General features: G+C 46.4%; 22 protein-coding genes and 1 pseudogene. 15 read left to right on the top strand and 8 right to left on the bottom strand.

All coding sequences use genetic code 11. The features are described from left to right. The 3 genes from QUA77_RS17230 to QUA77_RS17220 form a co-directional block, all read left to right on the top strand. Positions 1 to 590 (top strand): transposase (locus QUA77_RS17230; RefSeq protein WP_333451423.1); only part of this gene is annotated, 590 nt, incomplete at its 5' end. 257 nt (positions 591 to 847) lie between these two features. Continuing rightward, positions 848 to 1,708 (top strand): FAD-binding domain-containing protein, encoded by an 861-nt coding sequence (locus QUA77_RS17225; RefSeq protein ID WP_333451421.1) that lies wholly within the window; start codon positions 848 to 850, stop codon positions 1,706 to 1,708. 115 nt (positions 1,709 to 1,823) lie between these two features. Continuing rightward, entirely contained in the window at positions 1,824 to 2,237 is a 414-nt protein-coding gene (locus QUA77_RS17220; RefSeq protein WP_333039342.1) for a hypothetical protein, read from the top strand. An 81-nt stretch (positions 2,238 to 2,318) separates the two neighbouring features. Here the strand turns inward: QUA77_RS17220 and QUA77_RS17215 are convergent, their stop codons facing one another. Then, a complete protein-coding gene (locus tag QUA77_RS17215; RefSeq protein WP_333039344.1) occupies positions 2,319 to 2,858 on the bottom strand; it encodes a cyclic nucleotide-binding domain-containing protein in 540 nt (179 codons plus the stop codon). A gap of 208 nt (positions 2,859 to 3,066) precedes the next feature. On the opposite strand from QUA77_RS17215, the gene QUA77_RS17210 reads away from it, so the two are divergent. From QUA77_RS17210 to QUA77_RS17175, 8 genes are all read left to right on the top strand, one after another. Beyond that, the gene (locus QUA77_RS17210; protein ID WP_333451419.1) at positions 3,067 to 3,303 is read left to right on the top strand and encodes a hypothetical protein; all 237 of its coding nucleotides are present in this window, start codon (positions 3,067 to 3,069) and stop codon (positions 3,301 to 3,303) included. 213 nt (positions 3,304 to 3,516) lie between these two features. Continuing rightward, entirely contained in the window at positions 3,517 to 4,626 is a 1,110-nt protein-coding gene (locus tag QUA77_RS17205) for a hypothetical protein (protein WP_333039348.1), read from the top strand. A gap of 232 nt (positions 4,627 to 4,858) precedes the next feature. Further along, the gene (locus QUA77_RS17200; protein WP_333039350.1) at positions 4,859 to 5,134 is read left to right on the top strand and encodes a hypothetical protein; all 276 of its coding nucleotides are present in this window, start codon (positions 4,859 to 4,861) and stop codon (positions 5,132 to 5,134) included. Further along, positions 5,127 to 5,468, top strand: coding sequence for a type II toxin-antitoxin system PemK/MazF family toxin (locus QUA77_RS17195; protein ID WP_190657517.1), 342 nt, complete (start codon positions 5,127 to 5,129; stop codon positions 5,466 to 5,468). The genes QUA77_RS17200 and QUA77_RS17195 overlap by 8 nt, the downstream gene beginning before the upstream one ends. Before the next feature lie 64 nt (positions 5,469 to 5,532). Next, complete coding sequence (locus tag QUA77_RS17190) at positions 5,533 to 8,652, top strand: AAA family ATPase (protein ID WP_333039353.1); 3,120 nt, start codon at positions 5,533 to 5,535, stop codon at positions 8,650 to 8,652. Between the two features lie 377 nt (positions 8,653 to 9,029). Beyond that, positions 9,030 to 12,338: a PAS domain S-box protein gene (locus QUA77_RS17185; protein ID WP_333451416.1), complete on the top strand. Its 3,309-nt coding sequence runs from the start codon at positions 9,030 to 9,032 to the stop codon at positions 12,336 to 12,338. Positions 12,339 to 12,497: 159 nt separating this feature from the next. Continuing rightward, the gene (locus QUA77_RS17180) at positions 12,498 to 14,372 is read left to right on the top strand and encodes an adenylate/guanylate cyclase domain-containing protein (protein ID WP_333451414.1); all 1,875 of its coding nucleotides are present in this window, start codon (positions 12,498 to 12,500) and stop codon (positions 14,370 to 14,372) included. Between the two features lie 120 nt (positions 14,373 to 14,492). Then, positions 14,493 to 15,095 carry a Uma2 family endonuclease gene (locus tag QUA77_RS17175; protein ID WP_333451412.1) on the top strand — a complete coding sequence of 201 codons (603 nt, stop codon included), beginning with the start codon at positions 14,493 to 14,495 and terminating at the stop codon, positions 15,093 to 15,095. A 9-nt stretch (positions 15,096 to 15,104) separates the two neighbouring features. On the opposite strand, the pseudogene QUA77_RS17170 reads toward QUA77_RS17175, so the two are convergent. The 4 genes and pseudogenes from QUA77_RS17170 to QUA77_RS17155 all read right to left on the bottom strand — a co-directional run. Next, positions 15,105 to 15,254, bottom strand: a pseudogene (locus tag QUA77_RS17170) (YebC/PmpR family DNA-binding transcriptional regulator); the annotation flags it as partial. A gap of 182 nt (positions 15,255 to 15,436) precedes the next feature. After that, positions 15,437 to 16,753: a hypothetical protein gene (locus QUA77_RS17165; protein WP_333451410.1), complete on the bottom strand. Its 1,317-nt coding sequence runs from the start codon at positions 16,751 to 16,753 to the stop codon at positions 15,437 to 15,439. A gap of 156 nt (positions 16,754 to 16,909) precedes the next feature. Beyond that, on the bottom strand, positions 16,910 to 17,677 hold the full coding sequence (locus QUA77_RS17160) for a YebC/PmpR family DNA-binding transcriptional regulator (protein ID WP_333451408.1): 768 nt from the start codon (positions 17,675 to 17,677) through the stop codon (positions 16,910 to 16,912). 145 nt (positions 17,678 to 17,822) lie between these two features. Beyond that, the gene (locus QUA77_RS17155; protein WP_333451406.1) at positions 17,823 to 18,461 is read right to left on the bottom strand and encodes a histidine phosphatase family protein; all 639 of its coding nucleotides are present in this window, start codon (positions 18,459 to 18,461) and stop codon (positions 17,823 to 17,825) included. Between the two features lie 66 nt (positions 18,462 to 18,527). Here QUA77_RS17155 and QUA77_RS29345 point away from each other — a divergent pair, with 66 nt between their 5' ends. The 3 genes from QUA77_RS29345 to QUA77_RS17145 all read left to right on the top strand — a co-directional run bounded on the left by QUA77_RS29345 (position 18,528) and on the right by QUA77_RS17145 (position 19,558). After that, positions 18,528 to 18,638, top strand: a complete 111-nt coding sequence (locus QUA77_RS29345; protein WP_445302084.1) for a BrnT family toxin — start codon at positions 18,528 to 18,530, stop codon at positions 18,636 to 18,638. Positions 18,639 to 18,786: 148 nt separating this feature from the next. Further along, complete coding sequence (locus tag QUA77_RS17150; protein ID WP_333451404.1) at positions 18,787 to 19,155, top strand: hypothetical protein; 369 nt, start codon at positions 18,787 to 18,789, stop codon at positions 19,153 to 19,155. 46 nt (positions 19,156 to 19,201) lie between these two features. Beyond that, entirely contained in the window at positions 19,202 to 19,558 is a 357-nt protein-coding gene (locus QUA77_RS17145) for a DUF4864 domain-containing protein (protein ID WP_333039367.1), read from the top strand. Between the two features lie 13 nt (positions 19,559 to 19,571). Here QUA77_RS17145 and QUA77_RS17140 read toward each other — a convergent pair whose 3' ends face one another. After that, complete coding sequence (locus QUA77_RS17140; protein ID WP_333451402.1) at positions 19,572 to 20,267, bottom strand: class I SAM-dependent methyltransferase; 696 nt, start codon at positions 20,265 to 20,267, stop codon at positions 19,572 to 19,574. Between the two features lie 333 nt (positions 20,268 to 20,600). Between QUA77_RS17140 and QUA77_RS17135 the strand changes: the two genes are divergently transcribed. Further along, complete coding sequence (locus QUA77_RS17135) at positions 20,601 to 22,487, top strand: polysaccharide biosynthesis/export family protein (protein WP_333451400.1); 1,887 nt, start codon at positions 20,601 to 20,603, stop codon at positions 22,485 to 22,487. 475 nt (positions 22,488 to 22,962) lie between these two features. On the opposite strand, the gene larE is transcribed toward QUA77_RS17135, so the two are convergent. Next, positions 22,963 to 23,790, bottom strand: coding sequence for an ATP-dependent sacrificial sulfur transferase LarE (larE, locus tag QUA77_RS17130; protein WP_333451398.1), 828 nt, complete (start codon positions 23,788 to 23,790; stop codon positions 22,963 to 22,965). A 357-nt stretch (positions 23,791 to 24,147) separates the two neighbouring features. Further along, on the bottom strand, positions 24,148 to 24,921 hold the full coding sequence (locus QUA77_RS17125) for an ABC transporter permease (RefSeq protein ID WP_333039375.1): 774 nt from the start codon (positions 24,919 to 24,921) through the stop codon (positions 24,148 to 24,150). Positions 24,922 to 25,021 lie beyond the last annotated feature (100 nt).

Raw genomic sequence — 25,021 nt, 5'->3', positions numbered from 1 at the left:
TACAATCTCAGTTAAAAGGAAGCCGCAAGAGTTCACCTCGCATTCAGCGTTTAACTCGCTGTCGAAACCAAAAAGTCGATAATTACTTGCATCACGCAAGTCGATTGATAGTAGATATTTTAGCTGCCAAACAAATAGGGACGCTAGTAGTTGGCAAGAATGCACAATGGAAAACCGAGATTGGCTTGGGAAAGCAAACAAATCAAAACTTTGTCAGTATTCCTCACGCTCAACTGATTGAAATGTTGGAATACAAGGCTCGATTGGTTGGGATTAAGGTGATCGTGCAAGAGGAATCTTACACCTCTATCTCAAGTTTCCTGAATCTAGATCCGATTCCTGTGTATGGGCATACTGGCGCTGATGATGTCGTATTTAGTGGTAAGCGAATCAAAAGAGGTTTGTACAAGACATCAGTTGCTCAATTAATTAATTCCGATATTAATGCTTCTTACAACATCCTGAGAAAAGCAATCCCAAATGCGTTTAGCAATGGGATAGAGAGCTGCGTAGTTCAGCCGAGGCGGGTCAATCCGCTCAAAGTAAAAGTGAAGGGGGAGGGACTTAACGCCTCCCATGTCATGCAATAAATGACTATACTTTTACTAGCTATGATATCTATCCCTGAGTGTACTGACTTTGATGCTAATTTTGGCTGCGAACCGACGATCAATTGCTGCTGGGGCAAACTGTACGTTAGCACTGAGATATTGCACGCTCATCAATTAGCCTTTATGAACAGGCAAGATGTGAGTTACCAGGAGCGAAGGGTTTAGGGCGATCGACCCCGCAGGCCCGAACAAATAGCTTTAACATTAAGAAACAATAGCAGGTGCTTGAGAAAAGAATGAGTCAGGACATGGAGCGGGAATTTGCCAGCCGCGACGAATTAATAGCCTACGTGCGTCAACAGTTCCCCGAAGCCGCCGCCCGGGACAGCAGCGTACCCCCGATCCTAGGCGGGCGCAAAGCAGCCGAGACAGCCCTGCAACAAATTGACCCCGGCAAGTACGCCTCAACCCGCAATTTCCTCAACGGTGCGGTAACGCGGTTGTCGCCCTATTTGCGCTACGGCGTTTTGAGTCTTGCCGAAGTCCGGGATGCCGTCCTGGAGAAGGTGCGGCATCCAGAAGAGGCAGTGAAACTTGTCAACGAGTTGGGTTGGCGGGATTATTGGCAGCGACTGTACGTCGAATTGGGCAACGGGATTTGGCAAGACCGGGAACCCTACAAAACTGGTTACACTGCTAAAGATTACAGCGAAACTCTGCCACAGGATGTCGTCGAGGGCACGACGGGTTTGGTTTGCATCGACAGTTTCAGTCGCCAGTTGCGAGAAACTGGTTATTTGCACAATCACCAGCGGATGTGGACTGCCGCTTATCTCGTACACTGGCGTCGCGTGCGCTGGCAAGCCGGAGCTCGCTGGTTTTTGCAACATTTGCTAGATGGAGATCCGGCGAGCAATAATCTTTCTTGGCAGTGGGTAGCAAGCACTTTTAGTCACAAACCTTATTTTTTTAATCGGGAAAATTTGGAGCGTTACACTAAGGCGGTTTATTGTCGCGATTGTCCTTTTTATGGGCAATGCGATTTTGAGGGAACTTACGAATATTTGGAAGGGCAGTTGTTTCCTCATGGAGAAAAGGTCGATCGTAGCGGCGGTTCTAAAAGTTGGCAAGGCTCTAAAAAAGGTCGCACAACTTAAAAATTCATTGGTTGACTGTTGACTGTTGACGGTTAACTGTTGTAATTAGTTACCAAATACCTATTCCCAATTCCCCATTCCCAATTCCTTATTCCCAATTCCCCATTCCCAATTTATGAACAATCCGATTATTTGGCTGCACGGTGACTGCTTGAGTCCTGAAGGCCCGGCTTTTAAAGCGCATCCAGAGGCACCGGCAATCTGGGTTTGGGATGATGCGCTGATTGATGAATGGCAGTTAAGTCTCAAACGAATGGTGTTTATTTACGAATGTTTGCTGGAGTTGCCGGTAGTTATTCGGCGGGGCGATGTGGCTGCGGAAATTATCGCTTTTGCGATCGAATCCGGCGCGAATCAAGTGGTGACTGCGGAAAGTCCCAGTCCTCGGTTTCAGGATATTTGCCGGGAAATTAAGCGATCGCACCCAGTAGAAGTTTTGCCACCGGAAGCCTTTGTCCGCTACGATGGTTATATTGATTTGAAGCGTTTTTCTCGCTATTGGCGCGTCGCTGAAAAATATGTTTTCTAATGGGAAATTGGGAATTGGGAAAGGGTAACTAGAAATTGGTGTTAAATCCATTAAATCCTGTACACTGCTCGTTGCCGAACTTCAACTCCCCTTCAAACGCTCCAACAGCCATTGAAATCTCGATTCAGCCAAATCTGGATTTTCGACATTTTGCGGGATGGCGTCCTCGTCGTCGGGCTCTTGATATATTAAACCATCACTATCATCGCCGAAGCGTTTGACTGTACCCCGCAGTCTCGACGACAGAAATTTGGTAATCGCCCGATAAAACCGCAGGGAAAAAAGCACGTCTTGCTCTAGTTTTTCAGTTAGCAGCCGCCGGGGAATTGACAGGATGAGGCACTCTTCAATTGCCGTGACGCTAGCAGAAGGAAGCCTCCCGTCTACAAAAGACATTTCGCCTAACACTTCGCCGGAAATAATTTTTCCAATTTCTTTGCCGCCTAAAGATGATACAGCAACGCTCAAAGTTCCCTCCAGAACTATGTACAAGGCGTCTAAGGGCTTCCCTTCGGTGATCAGAGTTGTGCCGGGGAGGACTTGGGTGCGGGTGCCGTTGGCGAGCATCCAATCGATGTCGCGATCGCTCAATTCGCCTAATATGACTAGAACTTTGCTCATAAAGTCAGGTTGAGATGAGATAATTTGTATTTTTTTACTTGTTTAGTTGCGTACTGTTGTGAGATGGTCAGACCCTGAGCGAAAGCGAAGGCTAAACTTTACAAATAGAACACTAAATTTTACACAATTTTCATAAAATTCAGTAATTTTGACACGATCGACCCACAAATATTTCTCGGATCGGTGGTATTATTCTACATTAATTGTCATGGACTGTGCAGCAGCCGATCGCGTTGTATTAACTGCACTTGCTGTGGACGGCGGGGCTGCCAAAACTGTTTTGAAAGCTTGTTGTCTTCTGGTTTCGAGCTGGTGCGCCCTCAAAAACCGGGTTTTTCCGGCGTGGCTGCCAGTGCAGCGCCCCCAAGTACAGTCTTGTAGAATGCAAGCGAGGCGCGCGATCGACCCCTCAATTAAACAGGAGCAAGGGTGCAATCATCCCTAGGATTGATTTTTTGCTGATCGATCTGTAAATTAAAATTAGCCTCTAAACCAACCGTCCGTTCTTGAATCTAATCAGCTTGAGAGTTGACTATTCAACGGTAAAATGCCAATCTAGGAACAACACAACTCATATTTGTGTCTTTTTTTAGCAAAGCTCTCGACGGTCGCCCTCAAACACTTACACTTTTAACACACCCTTCATTGAGGAGTTTCTATGAATAGTCTATTTTCCAAGTCTACTTTTGCGTTAATAAATCTTGCAGCTTTAGCTGTTTGTTGCAGTACCATGTCAGCGAAAGCTGAAACTGGCAACTTGCCCGATGTCGCTACAACTGCAACAATAGCCGCTCAAAATATTGACCAAATTTCTGAGCCGACGGCAACTTCCGCAGTTAAACCCGACGCAGAAACAACGGCTAGTAATAAAAAAATTGATTCTATCAGTTGGAGCGAACTAACAGAAGCAGCAGAGCCAGCAGCCTCCGAACCGGACGCCAACTTGCAAGTATCTATTGCTGCACCCGAAAAATCGGAAGCAGCAACATCTGAAATTGCTGAGATAGAAACAGCGCCAAATACATCCATTGCTGCTGAGACTGAAAATTCGGAAGAAACCGCTAAAATTGCTGATAATGGTGTCAAAGTGCAGTCAAAAGTCGAGACTGCCAAAAAGAGCGAGCGACCTACCTCAATTGTTGCCGAGAGCAATAATCTTGAAGTAACAGCAACGAAGGAAGAAAAAGAAGTCCAAACAGCACAAGAATTGTTGAGCAATCCTGTCAGCACTTCCGCCTCAGCTTTGACAAACCAACCGAAAGTTGCTGAAAAACCTGCAACTGTCTCCGAAGCAACTGAAAAAGTGGCTCAGGGAACTCAAATCCGACCAGGCCGAGCTACCCGTTCTGGGCCCAGCTACATCGGCATTGGCGGCAATGTAGGTTTTGGCGGAGATTCAGCCTTAGGCGACGGTTCATTTGCGATTATTAGCAAAATCGGTTTGACGAACAATTTGTCGGTGAGACCGACTGTTTTGTTGCGCGACAACTTAACTCTTCTAGTTCCCGTTACCTTCGATTTTGTATCTCAAGAGACCGTCGAAGTCAGCGAGGATTTTGTGATTAGTGCTGCTCCCTATGCAGGTGCTGGCGTGATAGTTACTACCGGGGATGACGGTAATTTTGGCTTCCTGATTTCGGGGGGTGTAGATGTGCCGCTGACGACAAATTTAACAGCAACAGCGGGATTGAATATTGGTTTTGTTGACGGAGCTGACGTGGGATTGTTAGTCGGTGTCGGCTATACGTTCCCGAATCTTGTTAGGTAGTGTTGCTGTTTGAGCAAACGCAGGACAAATAAATATGTGCGGGGTTGGCTGTAGGAATACAGTCAACCCTTTTTGATGATGGAAAATCTGTTAATGCGATCCATGTAGGGTGGGCCATCAGCACAGACCGGTAATGTAGGGTGCGTCATCAACACAGAGCGGCGATATTGATTTTTGTGAAAGATATAATGATGGTGCGATCGCACTTTCTCACCCACCACCCGAAAAAACCGTGACCAAAACAGAAATCTTAGCAGCACTCAAAAATCTGACAGCAGAAGAACGCCTAGAAATCATCGAAGCAGCTTCGCGGATGATGCGCGAAGAAATAGAAGAAAAAGCCCAGCGCAAAGCCGAGAGAAAGCGGAGACTCAGAGCTGCAGCAGAAGCAGCAGTCAAAGATTATATGCCGGGAGGTGCTTTACATGATTTGTGGTCGGCTGATAGCGAACCCTATTTTGAATCCGAGGAAGAATACCTGAACGCAGGGATAAAAACTAATGCGTAGAGGCGAAATCTGGCTGGTTGCGCTTGAACCTACTGTGGGCGCCGAAATCGGCAAAACCCGTCCGGTAGTAATTGTCAGTGATGAAACCGTTGGAATTTTGCTGCTTGAAGTTATTGTTCCCATCACTGACTGGAAAGAGCGATACACCGAGAGAAATTGGATGGTTCGACTAGAACCCAGCGGCGAAAATGGCTTGGCGAAACTCTCCGCCGCCGATACTTTTCAAGTCCGTTCCGTCTCGCAACAAAGATTTGTCCGACAACTCGGAACCCTGTCCGAGACAATTATGGAAGAAATTGCAGAAGCACTGACAATTGTTCTGGATCTGGATTGAATAACTAGGCAACAGCGTACAAATAGTGTTATTTATAGATAGATTGTATGGCGCGATGGCCTAAATGATTCCTATACAACTTACACTCAAAAATTTTCTCAGCTATCGCGAAGCTGCTTTAGACTTTCGCGGCCTGCACACCGCTTGCATTTGCGGGCCTAACGGTGCTGGCAAATCCTCCCTCTTAGAAGCCCTATCCTGGGCACTTTGGGGCTGTTGCCGCAGCGATACGGAAGACGATATCATCCATATCGGCGAAACAGATGTGCGCGTTGATTTCACTTTCTCTACCGGCGGCCAAATCTACCGGGTGATTCGGAACCGCCGGCGCGGACAATCGGGAAGTTTGGAATTTCAAGTCAGCTTGAATTCTGCCGAGAGTGAGGAAAAACTTAATTTTCGCACGCTCACAGACAAAGGTCTGAGAACAACTCAGCAAAAAATCCTCGAACACATCAAACTAGATTACGATACCTTCATCAACTCGGCGTATTTGCGGCAGGGGCGAGCTGATGAATTTATGCTCAAAAAGCCGATCGAACGCAAACAAGTTTTAGCCAACCTGCTCAAACTCGACTCCTACGATACTTTATCCGAACAAGCCAAAGATACGTCCAAACAATTTAAAGCTCAAGTCGAAGTGCTCAAACAGAGTTTGCTAACCGTACAAGAGCAACTGCAACAAAAAGAGAATCTCGCCTCCGAACAAACTCAATTGCAGCAAGCAACCGATTTGCTTCAGCAGCAGCAGCAAGCCGACACAACTGAGTTACGGCAACTGCAACTCCAGCACCACAACCGTCAAACTTGGCAAAAACTCCTCGCCGGCCACCAGCAGCAGCACTACAATATCACTCAAGAATGCCGCCGCTTGCAGCAAGAACTCAGCGCAGCAAAACAGCAGCAAAATGAGCTACAAGCCCTCCTAGGACAAGAAAAGGAAATAACAGCAGGCATCGCGTATTTCCAAAGCTTGCAAGCCACAGAAGAAACTCTGGCTGGCAAATTTAAGGCAAACCAACAAGCCCAAAATCAGCGTCAGCAATTGCAAGAACAGCAACGGCAAGAACTGAGCTTTTTGCAAAGCAAAATTCAGCAGTTGCAAGCTCAATTAGAGGTTTTAGAACAAGATGAAAAAGATGTTCTGGAAATTCTCAAACAGCAGCCGGAGGTTGACAAAGGACTCGCACAGTTGCAAGCAGTTCGATCGCGCCTCAACGAACTAGAGCAACTGCAACTGCAAGTTTCGCCGCTGCTACAACAGCAGCAGCAAAAGCAACAAAAGCTCGATCGCGCCCGCGCCGGTTTAACCGCCCGCTTAGACGAAATCAACCGACAGGTGCAAGTTCAGCAGCAGCAGCGACAGCCGCAATTACAGCAGGAAATCTCGGCTATCGCCAATCAAATTTTGCAGTTGGAAAACAAGCGAGTTTATCAGCAGCGAGTCCGCGAAAAAGGTCAAGAAAGGCACGACTTTCTCGGAAACCTGCAAGCCAAAAGCCGCGACTATCAAACCAGACTCGCCGAGATCGACCAAAAACTGCAACTGCTGCGGAAACATGAAGGAGAAACCAGCGCAGGCGAAGGTAAAGCCTCTAATTTTGCGGAAAACGAGCCATCGAATTCGCCTTTAATGGTGCGAGATACAAATTTTGGCAATTGTCCTTTGTGCGATCGACCTTTAGACGAACACTACTGGAATTTGGTAGTCACAAAACACCACACCCAACAGCAGGAAATCTGGAACCAACTGTGGGTTGTGCGCGAACAGTTGGCCGTCTCCGAGCGCGAAATTCAAGTCCTCAGACATGAATACCGCGAACTAGAAGAGGAATTAGCGCCCTACCAAGAATTACGGGAACGCCGCAGCCATTTGCAAGCACAATTAGATAGCCTGAGCCAAGATGAAAACCGACTGCAAAGTATGCGTCAAGACGCGGCAGAAATAGAGCGGTTGCTACGCACCGGCGAGTATGCAGCCGATGATTTGGGCGAACTTCAGCAAATCGAACAGCAACTGCAACAGCTCAATTACAGCGATCGCAGCCACTCCCTCGCCCGCAGCGATGAAAAGCGCTTGCGGTGGGCGGAAATTAAGCAAGCTCAAATCAAAGATGCTCAGCAGAAACTGAATAAAATTAATGCTCGCCGCCCGGATTTGCAAACTCAATTAGCCACAGTACAGCAACAGTTAGAACAGCAAAAAAATAGCTCGGAAATACAGCAGCAAATTCTGTCTTTAGATAGATACATTGCGGAAGTTGGCTATAATTTGGAACAGCACGAACACGTCCGGAGCGAAATGCGCCGATCGCAGTTTTGGATCGCTCGCGCCGAAAAATTGCGATCGGCAACTGTGCAGTACCCGCAAGTGCAGCAGCGGGTTAATGAAATAGCAAATTCCATCGCAGTGCGCGATCGAGATTTGCAAGCTGTCAGCGCTCAAACTGCCGCGATGAACCAGCAATTGCAAGAACATCCCGATCCCACAGCCCGCATAAGTGCGATCGAACAGCAAATCAGTCGCCGCCGCCAGCAGCTAGACCAACATTTGGGAAGTCTCGGACGCCTCCAGCAGCAGCAGCAAAATTTGGAAAATCTGCAAGTTCAGTTAGTAGCTCAAAAAGAGCAGATGCAAGTTGCAAAACGCCAGCAGCGAGTTTATCAAGAGTTGGGTCAAGCATTTGGTAAAAACGGCATTCAAGCTTTAATGATTGAAAATGTTTTGCCTCAACTCGAAGCTGAAACAAATCAGATATTGTCGAGATTGAGCGCGAATCAATTGCACGTTCAATTTATTACTCAGCGGGCTGCTGCTTCTAAAAAAGCCACTAAATTGATTGACACCTTAGACATTTTAATTGCTGATGCACGCGGTACTCGCGCCTACGAAACTTACTCTGGCGGTGAAGCTTTTCGGATTAATTTTGCGATTCGGCTGGCGCTGGCGAGACTGCTGTCTCAGCGGGCGGGCACGGCTTTGCAAATGTTGATTATTGATGAGGGATTCGGAACTCAGGATGCTGAAGGGTGCGATCGGCTGATTGCTGCAATTAATGCGATCGCCTCCGACTTCGCCTGCATCCTCACCGTTACCCATATGCCCCACCTGAAAGAAGCTTTTCAAGCCAGGATTGAAGTAAGCAAAACCGCTCAGGGTTCTTCCCTCAGCTTGTCAATTTAAAAGGGTTGACGGGCCGGATGGAAGGAGGAGTAGAAAAAAAGTTGAAAATATCAGTATTTTCACCTTCTGTTTTCTTGCCGCATTCGGTATTTTCACCTTCTGTTTTCTGGATAATTACCAAATTCCTTCGGTGGTACTACTTTTAAACCAGGAGGCAACTGTATGCCCGTGCCCCAAACCATAATGGAATCAGTCATTGCCAATCTAAAATCTAAAATCTAAAATGGTATTAGTCGTCTCCCACGTCGGCTTTTTTGGGCTGCTGACTTTGTTAAAAAAGCTAAATTGAAAATAAAATTATACAATAAGAATGGCTCAAGCTATTTATAAATTTTTATTGTTCTGTCCCCTCCCTGGGAATTTGGATATTGCCACAGATGACAACAGACTCTTTCAACCTGTCTCTCCTAGAGCGGGCGATCGCAGCGTCGAGCAACAGCATCCTCATCGCGGATGCTCGCAAGCCTGACATACCTATTATCTACTGCAATCCTGCTTTTGAGAAACTGACCGGTTACAGTTCCGAAGAAGTTATTGGACGCAACTGCCGATTTTTGCAGGGCCCCGATACCGATCAGACCCAATTAAATAAACTCCGCCGCAGCTTGGAAGCGGGAACGGAAATTCAGGTAGTTCTCAAAAATTATCGCAAAGACAAAACTCCTTTTTGGAACGAATTAATGGTTTCCCCCATCCTAGACAATGAGGGAAAATTAACTCATTTTATCGGAGTTCAGAACGATATTAGCAAAAGAGTAGCAGCCGAAACAGCCAGGGAAGAAAGCGAAGAAAGATTGCGCGTGATCGCCAGTACGACTCCCGTTCCCATGTTAATTACACGCCTAGAAGACAGCCTTATTTTGTATGCAAATCCTGCTCTAGGTGAAAGTTTAGGTTTGAGTTACGAACAACTTATCGGACGCAAAAAAATTGCACTTTATGCCAATATCAATGACCGCCGTCAATTGATAGAATTAGTCAAACAAAATGGCTTTAGCGACCGCGAAGAAATCTGCCTCAAGAAAGCAAATGGCAGTTTTTTTTGGGTAAAAATGTCGATGCGAGCGATTAATTTTAATGGCGAAGCCGCAATTTTATCGGCATTTTATGATATTACCGATCGCCTAGAAGCAGAAACAGCACTACGGCAAAGCGAAGCGAGGTTTCAAAAACTCGTTGCCAACGTTCCGGGAATGATTTATCAATTTCAGTTAGCAGCAGACGGCACTATGTCATTCCCCTACGTCAGTTCCGGCTGCCGCGAACTCTGGGAATTAGAACCAGATGTACTGCAAAACTCAGCTATTCCCGCGATCGAAATGATTCATCCAGAGGATGCGCCAAGCTTCCAGGAATCTGTTGCTATCTCAGCTAAAACTTTAGAGCCTTGGCGGTGGGAAGGCAGATTTGTTTTTCCGGGCGATCGGATTAAGTGGGTTAGCGGGGCTTCCCGGCCAGAACCGGGCGAAAAAGGTAACATTATTTGGGACGGGTTGTTGATTGACATTAGCGATCGCAAACTTGCAGAATCAGCACTGCAGCAAAGCGAAGCCAGATTCCAAAAAATGGCCGCCAACGTGCCGGGAATGATTTATCAATACTTGCTGCATCCCGACGGTTCCGATGAATTCATTTATGTCAGTTCAGGCTGTTGGGAACTCTACGAATTAGATCCAGAAAAAGTTCAAGAAAACTCGGATTTAGTATGGTCAACGGTGCATCCAGAAGACCTAAAAGTTCTGTTAGAATCTCTCGCCATTTCCGGCCAAACTTTAAAACCGTGGATATATGAATGGCGGATCGTAACCGCATCTGGAAAACTGAAATGGATTCGCGGTATTGCCCGCCCCGAACTGCAACCGGGGGGCGATATACTGTGGGAAGGGGTGACAATCGACATCAGCGATCGCAAGCTAGCAGAAATGGCCCTCAGCGAATCAAAAATGGCCCTGCAACAAGCCAATCAAGAACTTGAAAAGCGCGTCCTAGAACGCACGGAAGCCTTGGAAACCTCCAAAAAAATGCTGTGGTCGGTAATCAATAACATCCCTCAGTTAATCGCCTGGAAAGATCGAGATTTAGTTTACTTGGGAGGCAACAAAAACTTTGCCAAAGTCGCAGGTTTCAATCACCCGAGTGAAATCGCCGGTCTCACCGACTTCGATATGCCCTGGAAGCCGGAAGAAACAGAATTTTTTCGAGCCTGCGACCGCCGCATCATGGCAACTAACACCCCAGAATATCACATCATAGAATCCAAAATGCAAGCCGACGGCACCCAGTGCTGTCTGGATACAAATAAAATACCTTTACACGACAATTCCGGCAATGTAGTCGGCATTTTGTCTACGTTTGAAGACATCACCGATAGGCTTTCCCTAGCAGCTAAAGTTCGGGCCAGCGAGGAACTATTTCGCACAATTTTTGAAGATGCGCCCATCGCTATCTACTTAGCTAATTTAGATGATAACAAGTTAGTGCGAGTTAATAAAACTTACTACGAAATGCTGGGATATACCGCCGAAGAATTGCTGAGCAAAACATTTATAGAACTTGGGCATCCCGACGATTATCCAAAAAATATCCAAGTTGCTGATTCTCTTGAGCGGGGAGAAATTACTCACTATCAAATCGAACTCCGCCAGATTACCGCTACAGGTAAAATTGTTTGGGTAAATGTGACAGCTACTTTGATTCGAGACGGCGAAGGAAAACCTATTTACAACTTAGGGATGATTGAAAATATAACGAACCGCAAAATTTCCGCCGCCGCACTCCAAGCTTCCGAATCTCAATTAAGAAAACAAGCCGCCCAATTGCAAGAAGCCTACGAACAACTACAAAACGCTCAAATCCAATTAGTTCAATCCGAAAAGATGTCGAGTCTCGGTCAGATGGTGGCTGGGATTGCCCACGAAATCAACAATCCCGCAACTTTTATTAACGGCAATATTTCTCATACATACAACTATTTTCATGATTTAATAGAACTCTTAAGTCTCTACCAGGAATGCTACCCGTCCCCAGTGCCTCAGATTGCTGAAAAAGTTAAGGATTTAGAGTTAGATTTTCTGAAGGAAGATTTGCCAAAAATGCTAAATTCCATGAGAGTAGGAGTAGAAAGAATCAGTAATATTGTGTTATCGCTGCGGAACTTTTCGCGACTGGATGAAGCAGAAATGAAGTTGGTAGACGTTCATGAAGGAATTGACAGTACACTGTTAATATTGCAGCACAGATTTCATCAGGCAAGTATAAAGAGCGGGATTGAAATTATTAAAGAATATGGAAAAATATCCAATATTTACTGTTGTGCGGGTCAGTTAAACCAGGTATTTCTCAATATTATCAGCAATGCGATCGATGCTCTAGAAAACCAACCGGAACCTCGGACGATCGTGATTCGCACCCTCATGAAAAAAGCTGGGTTGAAAAGCCACAGTAAAAACCAGCTCAGTGACTGCGATCGCATTGTAATTTGCATCGCCGACAGTGGCCCGGGAATGAGCGAAGAGGTTCGCAAGCGGCTATTTGACCCGTTCTTCACCACCAAGCCCGTAGGGGCTGGAACCGGCTTAGGATTATCCATCAGCCATCAGATTGTGGTAGAAAAACATAAGGGAAGCCTGCGTTGCATCTCAGCGCCCGGACAGGGAGCGGAATTTTGGATTGAAATCCCCTGCTGAGCGATCGTCCATTAATCTAAAAGTTTAAATATCTAACTTTTAATTCCCAATTGCCGTCGGTGCTTGAGTTATCAGGGTTTTGAATTAACCGCACTCAGAGGCCGGAACAAATCGCACTTAGCGGTGTGCTAATCTGCTGCCCTTATTCGCTAGGCAATTATGCTGAAAAAACTACCTTTATCCTGGTCTCGCTACATTCCAGCCGGGTTGACGCTGGCTTTGGGTGTCGGACTGTCGGTTTTGACATTCGCCTTGGTTTGGGACTGGGAAGACAAGCGCCGCGACTACGAAATGCACCGCCGCATTGACGATATTTCGATCGGCATCGAACGCCAGGTCAACTCCGACTTAGATACTGTTCTCGCCCTCAGCGATTACATGAAAGCCTTCAGCGCCGTCGAGCGTTCCTCTTTTGCCCGGTTTGTCGCCCGTCCCCTATCCGTCCACCCCAGCCTGCAACTCCTGGCTTGGGCCCCCCGCGTTCCCAATTCCGAGCGGCGCAACTACGAAACCAAAGCTAGAACCGAAACAGAGCCCAGCTTCGAGATTACAGAGCGCGGCCCGCGAGGAGAACTCCGCAAGGCCCTCCAGCGTTCCGAATACTTCCCGGCTTTCTACGTCGAACCACCAGCCGGAAACGAGACAGTATTAGGCTTTGACCTCGCCTCCCACCCAGAAATCCGCCTCGCGCTCGATCGAGGGCGCGATACAGGAGAAATGATTGTCACCAACTACATCGGCTTAACTCAGGGCAATTCCCCGGAACAGGGTCTTTTGGCTGTAGTTCCGATTTACGAAAACAGCAGTAAACCGACTACCCTGGAATCCCGTCGCCAACTGCTACAAGGATTTGTTCTGGGCGTATTTCGAGGCAAAGATATTTTCCAAACCTCTTTAAAAGGACGCAATACCGACTACCTCAATATTTATCTCGTTAGCGAGGCTCCAGACAAGCAAGAAGCAGGGTCGCTGTTACCGCAAACGGGGAACCCGGTTCTCAAAAATCTCCCTGCTGAGAGGCGAATTCAGCAATTTGCGGTGCAGTTCCAATCCGCCAGCCAACAAGTGCTTCCAGCATCACCCACTGCGAAACCCTCTCTCCTGCAAAACTGCCCGATTCTTGACAATCCAGGCCCGAACTATACAGCTTGCAGAAGGCGGCTGAAAATTAGCGGCCGCCAGTGGTCTATGTACGTGTCGGCAACGCCGGAAATTCGCAGGCTTCGCAAGCACTGGCGCTCTTGGGGAACTCTGACGATGGGGATGCTGTGGACTCTGATTCCGGTGACATATATGCTGACATCTTTGAGTCGCACCGCGCAAATCGAAAAGCTAGCCGGAGAAAGAATTCGCCAAGCTGAACAGTTGCAGGCTGCTTACCTACAGTTGGAACTCGAACAAGCTAAATCCGAGCAACTGCTGCTAAACGTTTTGCCGGCAGCGATCGCCCTGCGTTTGAAGGACAATGAACACAATATCGCCGAAAGTTTTGCGGAAGTAACTGTGATGTTTGCCGACATTGTGGGGTTTACAGAACTTTCGTCGAGAATTTCAGCGACGGCAGTGGTGGAAGTGCTCAACGATATTTTTTCGGCTTTTGACCACTTGGCCGATCGCCACGGTTTGGAGAAAATTAAGACTATTGGTGACGCTTACATGGTTGTCGGCGGTTTGCCTACAGCCAGAGAGGATCACGCCGAGGCGGTTGCGAACATGGCGATCGATATGCTGCACGAAATTAGGCTCCTGAGTTTAGAACATTCGGAACCTTTTAGCATTCGGATCGGGATTAGCAGTGGCCCTGTCGTTGCCGGCGTTATCGGCTTAAAAAAGTTTATTTACGACCTCTGGGGCGACACAGTAAATATTGCTTCGCGCATGGAATCCCACGGGATTACTGGCTGCATTCAAGTCACCGCCGAAACCTACGAGTTATTAAAAGATAAATATACTTTTCAGAAGCGTGGCGCTATTCAAGTTAAGGGCAAAGGATACATGGTTACTTATTTGCTGACTGGGAAAAAAGATTATTGACCTAACCCAAAAACGGATACAAGCCTCCGAATCCGCGATCGACTAAGACTTGCGATCGCCAAGCTAAAATAGTGTAAGCTCAAGCTATTCTATCACCCCTGCACCAACTGAGGAAAAACCATGACGACGCTGCTAATTCAAACCGAAAGCGTCCCACTGACGGTCAATTTCCCTGCGCTCCAATCGATGACTGTTGAACAGTTTTATGAATTCTGTCTAGTTAATCGCGATTTGAGAATTGAGCGTACAGCCAGTGGGGAAGTTATCATTATGTCACCCGCTTTTTCAGATACAGGGAATCGCAACATTAAAATTGCTCAGCAACTTGCGAACTGGGCAGAAGAAGATGGCACAGGTGAAGCGTTTGACTCCAGTGCAGGCTTTACCTTGCCGAATGGAGCAACCCGATCCCCCGATGCCTCATGGATTAAACTAGAGCGCTGGAATGCCTTAACTGAAGAACAAAAAGCCTCATTCGCACCGATTTGTCCAGACTTTGTGATTGAATTGCGGTCTGCTAGTGACACTCTCAAGGGATTGCAAAACAAGATGCAAGAATATATTGACAATGGTGTATCGCTCGGCTTTTTGCTAGATCGCAAAAATAGAAAAGTCTACATCTACCGTCCCGATCGCGAACCTGAAATCTTAGATAATCCTGAAACAGTCAGCGGCGATCCAGAGTTACCGGGATTTGTCTTGCGGATGGCCAAAATCTGGTGATTTAGATCGTTACACCATACTCAAAGACATCAATTCATCTGTCATTTCAAAATTAGCCGTCACACTTTGCACGTCGTCCAAATCTTCCAGTGCATCCATTAACTTAAGGAGCGATCGAGCTTTTTCAGGAGTGTCTATTTCCACTGTATTGCTGGGAATCCTCGAATCACTAAATCAATTAACTGTTATCGTCCCAGAGTTGTACCCCATTCGCTTGAGCCAGTTTATGAGCATTGGATTTGACATTTCCGGGCGTGAACGCACGGGGGAGTTTGTGATCTAGCTTAGACTTCAGTTTGTGCTTCAGTGGCTTCCGGTACCGCATCCTAGATAGAAGTTGGCTAGGCTTGCTTTTGAGCTTGCTTTCTTTTGCTCAAAACAGCCCGTTGAATTGTCAGCAAAATTTTCCCCTCTTGTTCATTAATTTCACCGTCAGCCTCGATGATGTCAGTGCATCGCTTTAAAAGTGGTTCGGCAAAGTCGAGTTCGAGTTGTTCGAGTAAAATATCCAACTTGGGAGGCAATTTAGACTTATTTTTCACAGCTTCAATCTCAGCTAAAGACTTGGGATTTAAATTCGCTGCTTGTAATTGGGGTAATAACTCATCCCATCGGGTGAATTTTTGGGTGGTATAGACGACATACACCAAAATCCAATCCATCACCGTTTCTTGTGCGATCGCTTTCTCTAAATATTGCTCACTTTCCGCTTGCAAGACTTCTCGTAAATCTTCGAGCTTGGTTTCGATTTTCGAGGAATCGAGATGCGCTTCATAAAACCGACAAGCACCGTATCCCAGCGCGTAAATCATTGTCGCACTGGCGCTAGCATTAATCACCGCACCCGCCAAGGGAATATTGCTGACAAGCGTAACTCCAACTTCGATCGCTAAATTGCTCCCCAAGGATAAACCGAAAATAGCGACAACTTCTTTTTGGCGATCGCTCGATTGCAAATCCTTTCCATAGGCGGCAGCTATTTGATAAACTAACTCCGCGGATAACACCGTCATTGCCGCTAAATCCATGCCAGCCAATGCCAAAGCTGCGCCCGGAACTAAACTGCTAACCAAGCCACTTCCTGCAGCTAGCAAGGCTTTTTCCACCATTAAGCGATGTGCGATTTCTTGAGGTTTCTCGTGAGGATATTGGCGCTGCAACTCTCGAACTTGCGCCTCGGCAGTCACGACATCAACTTTATTGATCGCATTAACTAACCAGTCGATTTTGAAATTTTCAGTCAGTTTTTTTAGGATAGGACTCTGGGAAATAGAACCGAGGGCTGAACCAAAAAAATTGGGAAATTGGAGTGCTGCACTTCCGGCATTCCCTACCGCATTCCCTACCGCACTCGCGGTATTAACAACAATCTCACCTCCAGCACTGCTTGCTGCATTGCCTACCGCACTAGCCGTATTAACAATCGCACTTCCGGCATTGCCTACCGCATTCCCTACCGCACTCGCCGTTGCAGAGACGGCTCCGAAAACGGAACCGAACCAATTGGATTTATCCCCTGATTCAGCCTGCACCTCCGATTTGGATCGCTCCTTGGTTTCTGCTACTTCGGTTACTGAGAGAACTTCTTGTGAGTGGGTGCTGTCTCTTTTGCTTTCGTTGTTATCTAGCATGGCTTTAATTTGGGGTGAGGTTTTCATTGCAGCTTTTTGAGCAATGCGTTGGATTTGACACTCCCCACTCGCGTACAGATAGGGATTCGTTTCCTGGTAATAGTGTAGCGCGATCGTCCCGCTGGCGATTTTTCGTCTTTTGCAGTGCCAGCAGGACGCTCCCCATCCCTCATCTTTCAACCATTAAACCATACTCAAAGACATCAATTCATCTGTCATTTCAAAATTAGCCGTCACACTTTGCACGTCGTCCAAATCTTCCAGTGCATCCATTAACTTAAGGAGCGATCGAGCTTTGTCAGGAGTATCTATTTCCACTGTATTGCTCGGAATCCAGCGATTTTCCGACTGCAAAACTGCAAAGTTTTTTTGTTTCAAAACATCAGACATTTGTTCCAAATTAGCCACGCTTGTAAATACCTCTGCACCTTCAGTATCCTCATCAATTAATATCAAATCATAAGATTCCGCAGCCGCCTCTAGCGACGCTTCAAACAATTGTTCCTCATCAATCGGGCCGCGTACAGTACAAACTCCTTTGTGGTCGAACATCCAGCCCACACAACCTGTTTCGCCCAAGTTGCCGCCATTTTTAGTAAAAGCTTCTCGCAAGTCAGCCGCGGTGCGGTTGCGATTGTCTGTCAGCGCTTCAATCAGAATAGCAACTCCGCCAACGCCGTAACCTTCGTAGCGAATAGCTTCTAAATCCGAACTTCCCCCGGCTAAGCCAGCACCTTTGGCGATCGCCCTTTCTATGTTTTCATTAGGAATACTCGCCGCCTTGGCTTTTTCTATAGCCGTCCGCAGTTGAAAATTCCCAGCGGGATCGGGAACTCCGCTGCGGGCCGCGACAATAATTTCGCGAGATATTCGAGCAAAAACTTTGCCTTTAACGGCATCAACTCTAGCTTTTTGGCGTTTAATATTCGCCCACTTACTGTGTCCAGCCATACCGATTTGAGATTTTCGATTTAAAATGTGCGATCGAGATTAAATAATAACACCGAGATTCTCACTAATCAGATTAACGTAGGGTGCACCTCGGCGCACCTTACACACATAGCATAAAATGCGATTTTTCGCACGAATCTCAACTTTAATTAAACCGGATCACGGTTTCAGAGTCAGTCAGGTGAGAAGTATCGCCATTAAGTGCGATCGACCATTCTCCCTCACCCCGTACCACTTTTACCAAACAGCACAGAGAAGCATTAATTTCCGTTTCCGCACCGCCCGCCAGCCCGATCGCAGTTCCTAAAACCGACGCACCGTGACCTACTAATAACATATCTTGGGGAAACTCTGCCGCGAGGCGTTTAGCAGTTTCCCCCGCCCTTTTAAGACAAGCTTCCCCAGTTTCGGGATAATTAGCAATACCGCCTTTGTAGGAAGCATCAATCCTGGGAAAACGCCTGCACAAAGCTTCGACGGACTCAGTTTCCGGCATTTCTGTCATCCATTCCGGATTCAGCCATTCGCACAGTCCCCACTCTAGTTTAATTGACAAATCGAGAGCTTCGGCCGCGTGATTTGCTGTTTGGACAGTTCGCAGAAAAGGAGAAGCAAAAATATGAGAAATTCCTTCACCTTTGAGGCGATTGGCGAGTTGTTGGGCTTGAATGTGACCGTCTTCGGAAAGGTGGGGATCGTAGCGGCGTTCTGCCGTAAGAAACCAGTCGGGGTTAACGAAGTCGATGCGGTTTCCGTGTCGTGCGATCCAGACTGTTTGTGGCATGAGTTGGTTTGAATTTGGCTTCTTGATGTTGTAATCTTATATCAAAGATGCTGATTTGGGATCTTTATGAAATTCGAGTGGGATGAAAACAAGGCTGCGGTAAATTTGTCCAAGCATGGGATCTCATTTGAGGAAGCCAGAATGGTTTTTGAAGATCCCCTCTACATCGATTTCTAAGCTCCGGATCGGTCTGATGAAAAAGCTCGCTATATTATTGTTCGAGAGTCCTAGCAATGTAATTTATTGATAGTATCGTAGGCAGAAAGAACAGATTTTCTTCCTATGATTAGCGCCAGAAAAGTAACAAGAGTGGAGCGATAAGTTTATGAATAAGGATGAAACAGGGATGGACGATGATCTTCGGTCGGAATATAATTTGAGGAAGTTGCGTGTAAGAAGGGTAGGATATGGAGGAAAGACCTTTGGTGGTGTAAATATTCGTTTAGAACCGGATGTTGCAGAGATGTTTCCCGATTCTGAAGCAGTAAATGAAGCTCTGCGGTTTTTGATTAGAATTACTGGAGAAATTGACACAGCCAACGAGTTTCAACCCCTCAGCGAAGAACAAACGATCGCCCAAAGTCTCGCAGCCTTGCAAGATTACCAGACAAACAAGACGGGCATTGGGCACGATCGGGTTAAGCAATGGGCAAATAGTCTAGGGCTCGATCGCGAATTGCCAGGCCCTGAGTAATTTGGACGCGCCCAGCACTAACAGCACTTTCTTATCAAAATTAATTATGCACATTACTGATAGCGATCGCGCTACCATTCGCTCAGTCGTAGAACAGCAACTGCAAGCATTTCAAAAAGACGATGCTGCTGGGGCTTTTGCCTTCGCCAGTCCCGGAATTCAGCAGCAGTTTCGCACAGCAGAAAACTTTATGCACATGGTAAAAATTGCCTATGAAGCTGTCTACCGTCCGCGCTCGGTATTATTTGAAGACCTCGCCACTGTTGAAGGAATTCCCGCTCAGCCGGTGCTGTTGCTGGACTCGGAAGGCATTCCAATCCGAGCCATTTATCTCATGGAAAAACAGTTTGATAATAGTTGGCGAATTAACGGCTGTTATTTGGTTTCCATAACAGCACAATAAGTTATGCTTACTTTTAGGCAGAGCTTTTTTTGCTAACTCGCAGCATCTTATTCCCGCCTTTTTGAAACTCATAAGGAGCCTCTTGAATTTCTACACTAAAACTTCTCTTTTTCAATTCTGCGATCGTCGGATTTAAGTGATCGGATTCCTCCCCGCTAAAACTCTGCAATAGAGGGAATACCCGGACTTCCTTCGCAACCCGACACATTTCTGTAATAGCTTCCAGATGAAATTCTTCGGAAAGCAGGTGAGAATAAGCAAATAAGAAATGGCTGCACAAAGCTAAATCGAATTGACTGTTCTCGAAAGGCAAAACTGGCAGCTCAGCATTAATATATCGGCCTTGCTGCAAGCCTGATGGAAAATCTTCTAAAAATTCCTGCATCGCCTTCATTCGCACTTCGCCTAGCTGGTACGGCGATTCAAAATTGTTCCACAGGTAGCCGTCTAAATTGGCTTTAACACCGTCAATCACAGTTTGATATGTTTCTTGGATGCGATCGCCAATTTCTACCGCAGTAAACTGATACACTGGATCGCAAGAAATTACCTTTTTACCTTGGCGAGTCATTTCGGCATTGAAACTCGCCGGGCCGCCCGCACAATCAATAATTGCTAGTTTGAGGTCACTTGATGTCAAGCTAAACATTCCTATGTATTCATCCAAGCAGCGTCCCCAGGGAATTACTTTATCCAATTTTAGTGACACTTGTCTTTGTCCTGCAGATAGAATTATTTAACATTTTACCTCAAATCAGGGTGGTTTTTTCCTATCCCCTTTCTTTGGTGGGTTGATTTGTATCGCGAGTTATGTATGAAAAATTTTGCTCAAACAAGAGCGTAATCCTGAGAACAGTTGTCGGGCTTTACACTTTCTTTACAAAAAAGGGGCAAAATAGTTAAGTGCGATCGCACAATTTTTATGCTTCCACCTGTGGATTTTGCAGCGAAGCGAGGCTACACTGGACAGCAGGGAAAATAAACTAAAATCAACTAGCTAAATTGCTCTCGTTCAATGGCAGGCTGCAACCAGGGAAGAAAGATGAAACTTACCGTTCAAACCGCTACAAGTCTGAGTTTGTCAGCACTCCTGGTGCTATTGAGTTCGCTACCCACTATAGCTCAGTTGCCTGCCGTCAGAAATCCTGCGCCCGCTAGGAACCCAAACCAACCGAGAGTACCGCCGCCGCCACCTCCGGGTTCGAGTTTGCCACCGAGCGGCAATCTTGGTTCGCTGACACAAGAAGCAGCTTATACTTTAGGCCCGGGCGATCGCATTGCTTTAGAGATATTCGGCGTCCCTGAATTCAGCAGAGAATATCAAGTGTTAGTTGACGGGACGCTCAATTTGCCAATCATTCGCAGCGTCTCAATTCAAGGGTTGACCCTGCAACAAGCTGCTAACGTGATTACCCAGCGATACGAACCCTTCATCAATGTTCCCGTTGTTACCGTGACTCTGGTCGCCGCTCGCCCCCTAAATATAGGTCTTGCCGGTGAAGTTACTCGCCCGGGTTCCTACAAGATTAATCCCACTAGAGAAGGAACCGGAGGAGGAGTAAAATTCCCGACTTTGATGGAAATGCTGCAACTTGCACAAGGGGTGACATCAGCAGGAGATATGCGAAATGTCCAAATTCGCCGTCCCCGCAGAGGCGGGCCGGCTCAAGTTACTACTGTTGATTTGCAGGATTTTTTAGACACGGGAAATTTGCGTCAAGACGTTACCATTCGAGATGGAGATACAATTTTTGTACCGACAGCAAGTGCTCTCAATACTCAAGAAGTCCGTCAAAGAGCCAGTGCTAATTTTTCCGCTGATATTACTAAACCAATTGGGGTAGTAATTGTCGGGGAAGTAAACCGGCCGGGGCCTTATACTGTATTTGCTTCGGATGTGCGATCGAGCAACCAACAAACAGAGTTGAGTTTTGTATCTATCGACCAACAGCAAGGAGCAGTTGTGGGCTTACCAACAATAACTAGAGCACTGAAAATTGCTGGTGGTATCACTACAGAAGCTGACATTCGCCGCGTGCAAATCCGCCGCCGAGTCAGAGGTGGCAATGAACAAACTATCATGGTAAATCTGTGGGATTTGCTGCAAAAAGGCGACGCAACTCAAGATATCTTGCTGCAAGAAGGAGATAGCGTAATTATCCCGACAGCAGCTACTGTAGACTTAGCTGAAGTTTCTCAAGTGGCAAATAGCAGTTTTTCTCCGAACGCGATTAGCATCAATATTGTAGGAGAAGTAATTAGGCCTGGGGCTTTGCAGGTGCGGCCTAGTACATCCCTGCACCAAGCTTTACTGACTGCAGGCAGTTTCAATCAATTGCGGGCTAAAAAAGACAAGGTAGAACTATTGCGATTGAACCCCAACGGTACTGTTTCTCGCCGCACGATCGAGGTGGATTTTGCTCAAGGGTTGAATCCTAATAATAACCCCACTCTCCGCAACAACGATGTGATTCTGGTAGCGCGATCGGGCTATGCTAGGGTAGCAGATAATATCAACAGTTTCTTGCAGCCAATAACAGGAGTAGCAACTGGGGTTAACACTGTTAGCAGCGTTTTTACTGGGTTTCAAGCAACTATCAACGCTTTTCAAAACTTATTTTTGGGAGGGGATTTCGATCGGCGAAATCAGCTCAGACAGCTTCGCGAACAACGTCAAGACAGACAAGAGCAACGTGAAGACCGGTTGCTAGAAAGAGAGCAACAACGTCAAGATAGATTGCAGCAAGCAGAAGACAGAAGACTGCAACTTGAAGACAGAAGACTGCAGCTTGAAGACAGACAGCGGCAAATAGATCTTGAGAATCGGCAAATTCAAATCCAGGAGCAGCAACTTCTGCTCGAGAATCAGCAGCAGCAAATGCAGCCACAGCAAATGCAGCCACAGCAAATTCAGCCAACTACTCCTTGATAAGACTCGGGGGTTGAAAGTTAGCCACCCTCTTTATGAATCGGCAGTTGAAACCGCTGCATAGAGTCAAACGAAGTCCAAGCAAAGGGGGAGTAAGAAATAAAGGGGGTATTAAAACCGGATTTGCTATTACAGGGCACATCCCAAATCTACGGCAAACATCCTAGGCTTTGCTGATTTACGGTATTAAACGCCAAATATGCCCGTCATATAAACCAGTATCAACAAAGCTTTTGGATTTTAAAGCTATTTTCTTCATACCGTGATTAAGCAACGCCACTTTGAGATTGCTTCACTGAGTTCATTGGGCGACAGAAATACGTTACTTTTGCGTGAGTCCTGTAATCCTAACAATTCGAGCCTTGAAAGGTATAAGTTGGTACATCAAAGGTAAAGGTTCGATTGACATTTTTCCCCTTTGTCCATGTCCCAAACTACATCAATCATGAGAATTTTTTGTATTCGTGAAAATTAATCAACCTTCTGCCTGCAACAACTGTGGCTGCAAAACCTGATTTAATTTGCCGCTGCGAAACCCCTCTAAATCCAAAGTCGCGTACACAAAACCAAACTCCTGAAACACCGCCACCAATGCAGGCAAATCCGTATTTAGCACAAACTCCTGAATCTCCTCTACGGGTAACTCAATGCGTGCCGTATCTCCGTCCGATCGCACTCGCAAATTTTTCAGTCCCAACTGCCGCAAATACCGTTCAGCGCGCCCCACTCTTTGCAACTTTCCCACGGTGATTTCTTCGCCGTAAGGAAAGCGCGAACTCAAACAAGGTTGAGCCGGTTTGTCCCACCAAGGCAAACCCAATTCTTTTGCCAATTGCCGCACTTCAAACTTAGTAATTCCTACTTCGGCTAAAGGCGATCGGGCGCCGCGTTCCTTCGCAGCCTGAATTCCGGGACGATAATCCTTTAAATCGTCAGCATTCACCCCATCAACCACATAAGGATAACCCTTTGCTAGTGCTAGGGGTTTCAAAGTATCGTGCAGTTCGCTTTTGCAGAAATAGCAGCGGTTAACCGGGTTAGAAGTGTAATTGGGATTTGCCATTTCCTGAGTTTCTACTTCGTCGTGGGCAATGCCAATTTCTGCAGCTTGAATCCGCGCATCTTCTAAATCTTCTGGCAGTAAAGACGGGGAAACTGCCGTCACTGCCAAAGCGCGATCGCCCAATACATCAAAAGCGATTTTGGCTATTAAAGTGCTGTCAATTCCACCGGAGTAGGCAATCAAAGCCCGTTCCATTTGTGCGAAAATATCTTTTAATTGTTCGAGTTTTTCCACTAACATAATTTCAATTTTTCTTACTGCTAAGCTATCGTAATCTAATTTACAGGGTGATTTCTCTTCAACATCTTTAGGACTTACGCACGATTGTTTAGAAACCGAGTTTTTTTACGAAAAGACCCGTTGTAGACCGCATATTCGGTAACAAACCCGGTTTCTGGGCCCCGAGGCCTAAGTCCCGATCTTGTGGGGAGGGCAGAAAAGCCCGCCCAAAGGTACTATTTAAATACAGAACAGCTTATTCGGGATCAATTAAAAGTTTGAGTTTTAGTCGAGATTTCTGAGCGATCGCCTCCTTGATATTTTAGCGTGATAATTTGATAGATACACTCAAACTTTTGAAAGTAGGGCAGGCGCGTTTTAAAATTCCCTACGGGAAAATATGGCGATCGCTATTGACAGCAGCAGCACCACATACAGCAAACCGTAGCCAGCATCTGTAATCAAACCTGCTAAGTAAGGAACTTGTCCGTAAACAGCATCGTTTCTCAAATTGAATCTGGCTAAATCCGGCAAAACGAGATAAAGTCCCATCATCAATTGTTCAAGGCCAGGATTTTTAGTTAACTTGCCCAAAGCCACTAAATCCCGCGTCGAATGTCCCATTAAATAAACGCCAAATGTTAGTAAAGTCGCCAGCAGGGAACTGCTAAAAACCCCAAATAAAATCCCGACACCAGCCATCAGACACAGCTCAAACCAGATAAACAGCGAAGCGATTAAAATGCTTCCCAAAGGGAAAGGAATGCGGCTCAAACTCAGAATAGCCAGATAGATAACAGTCATTGCCGCTACAAGCACCGCCAGCACCGCCGACAGCCCTAAGTGCTTGCCCAGAATTAATTCAGCCCGACTTATCGGCTTAGCAACTAACAGGTAAACAGTGCGCTTTTCTATTTCTTTGTTGACCAATCCGGTAGCCACAAAAACTGTGGCAATTAGACCGAGAAGGCTCATAGCAGCCAAACCGACATCTAAGATAATTTTCTTCTCGGTTGTCGCCGCCAATTCCGGTATCAACCGTACCGAGGCACCCATCAACAGAGCAAAAATAATAATTAAGTAAAGGATGCGATCGCGAATTACTTCCCAAAATACATTGGTCGCGACTGTCAAGATTCTTCTCAAGTTCATCTAATTATTAACCCGCTGGAAACTTTCGCAATCAATACTTTAATATAAGGAAGAAGGAAGTTCGGCAAGGAAGCAGTGTAGGGGATTTAAGGGATTTAAC

This window comes from Microcoleus sp. K5-D4, from assembly GCF_036704575.1.
In the GTDB taxonomy this organism is placed as follows: Bacteria; Cyanobacteriota; Cyanobacteriia; order Cyanobacteriales; family Microcoleaceae; genus Microcoleus.
Note: the sequence above shows the minus strand (reverse complement) of the source record. Positions and strands in the feature narration are given on the sequence as shown.

Excerpts from the sequence above, each read along its gene's own strand:
- QUA77_RS17225 (WP_333451421.1), top strand. The coding sequence starts at position 848 with ATGAGTCAGGACATGGAGCGGGAATTTGCCAGCCGCGACGAATTAATA.
- QUA77_RS17220 (WP_333039342.1), top strand. The coding sequence starts at position 1,824 with ATGAACAATCCGATTATTTGGCTGCACGGTGACTGCTTGAGTCCTGAA.
- QUA77_RS17215 (WP_333039344.1), bottom strand. The coding sequence starts at position 2,858 with ATGAGCAAAGTTCTAGTCATATTAGGCGAATTGAGCGATCGCGACATC.
- QUA77_RS17210 (WP_333451419.1), top strand. The coding sequence starts at position 3,067 with ATGGACTGTGCAGCAGCCGATCGCGTTGTATTAACTGCACTTGCTGTG.
- QUA77_RS17205 (WP_333039348.1), top strand. The coding sequence starts at position 3,517 with ATGAATAGTCTATTTTCCAAGTCTACTTTTGCGTTAATAAATCTTGCA.
- QUA77_RS17195 (WP_190657517.1), top strand. The coding sequence starts at position 5,127 with ATGCGTAGAGGCGAAATCTGGCTGGTTGCGCTTGAACCTACTGTGGGC.
- QUA77_RS17190 (WP_333039353.1), top strand. The coding sequence starts at position 5,533 with ATGATTCCTATACAACTTACACTCAAAAATTTTCTCAGCTATCGCGAA.
- QUA77_RS17185 (WP_333451416.1), top strand. The coding sequence starts at position 9,030 with ATGACAACAGACTCTTTCAACCTGTCTCTCCTAGAGCGGGCGATCGCA.
- QUA77_RS17180 (WP_333451414.1), top strand. The coding sequence starts at position 12,498 with ATGCTGAAAAAACTACCTTTATCCTGGTCTCGCTACATTCCAGCCGGG.
- QUA77_RS17175 (WP_333451412.1), top strand. The coding sequence starts at position 14,493 with ATGACGACGCTGCTAATTCAAACCGAAAGCGTCCCACTGACGGTCAAT.
- QUA77_RS17165 (WP_333451410.1), bottom strand. The coding sequence starts at position 16,753 with ATGAAAACCTCACCCCAAATTAAAGCCATGCTAGATAACAACGAAAGC.
- QUA77_RS17160 (WP_333451408.1), bottom strand. The coding sequence starts at position 17,677 with ATGGCTGGACACAGTAAGTGGGCGAATATTAAACGCCAAAAAGCTAGA.
- QUA77_RS17155 (WP_333451406.1), bottom strand. The coding sequence starts at position 18,461 with ATGCCACAAACAGTCTGGATCGCACGACACGGAAACCGCATCGACTTC.
- QUA77_RS29345 (WP_445302084.1), top strand. The coding sequence starts at position 18,528 with ATGAAATTCGAGTGGGATGAAAACAAGGCTGCGGTAAATTTGTCCAAG.
- QUA77_RS17150 (WP_333451404.1), top strand. The coding sequence starts at position 18,787 with ATGAATAAGGATGAAACAGGGATGGACGATGATCTTCGGTCGGAATAT.
- QUA77_RS17145 (WP_333039367.1), top strand. The coding sequence starts at position 19,202 with ATGCACATTACTGATAGCGATCGCGCTACCATTCGCTCAGTCGTAGAA.
- QUA77_RS17135 (WP_333451400.1), top strand. The coding sequence starts at position 20,601 with ATGAAACTTACCGTTCAAACCGCTACAAGTCTGAGTTTGTCAGCACTC.
- larE (WP_333451398.1), bottom strand. The coding sequence starts at position 23,790 with ATGTTAGTGGAAAAACTCGAACAATTAAAAGATATTTTCGCACAAATG.
- QUA77_RS17125 (WP_333039375.1), bottom strand. The coding sequence starts at position 24,921 with ATGAACTTGAGAAGAATCTTGACAGTCGCGACCAATGTATTTTGGGAA.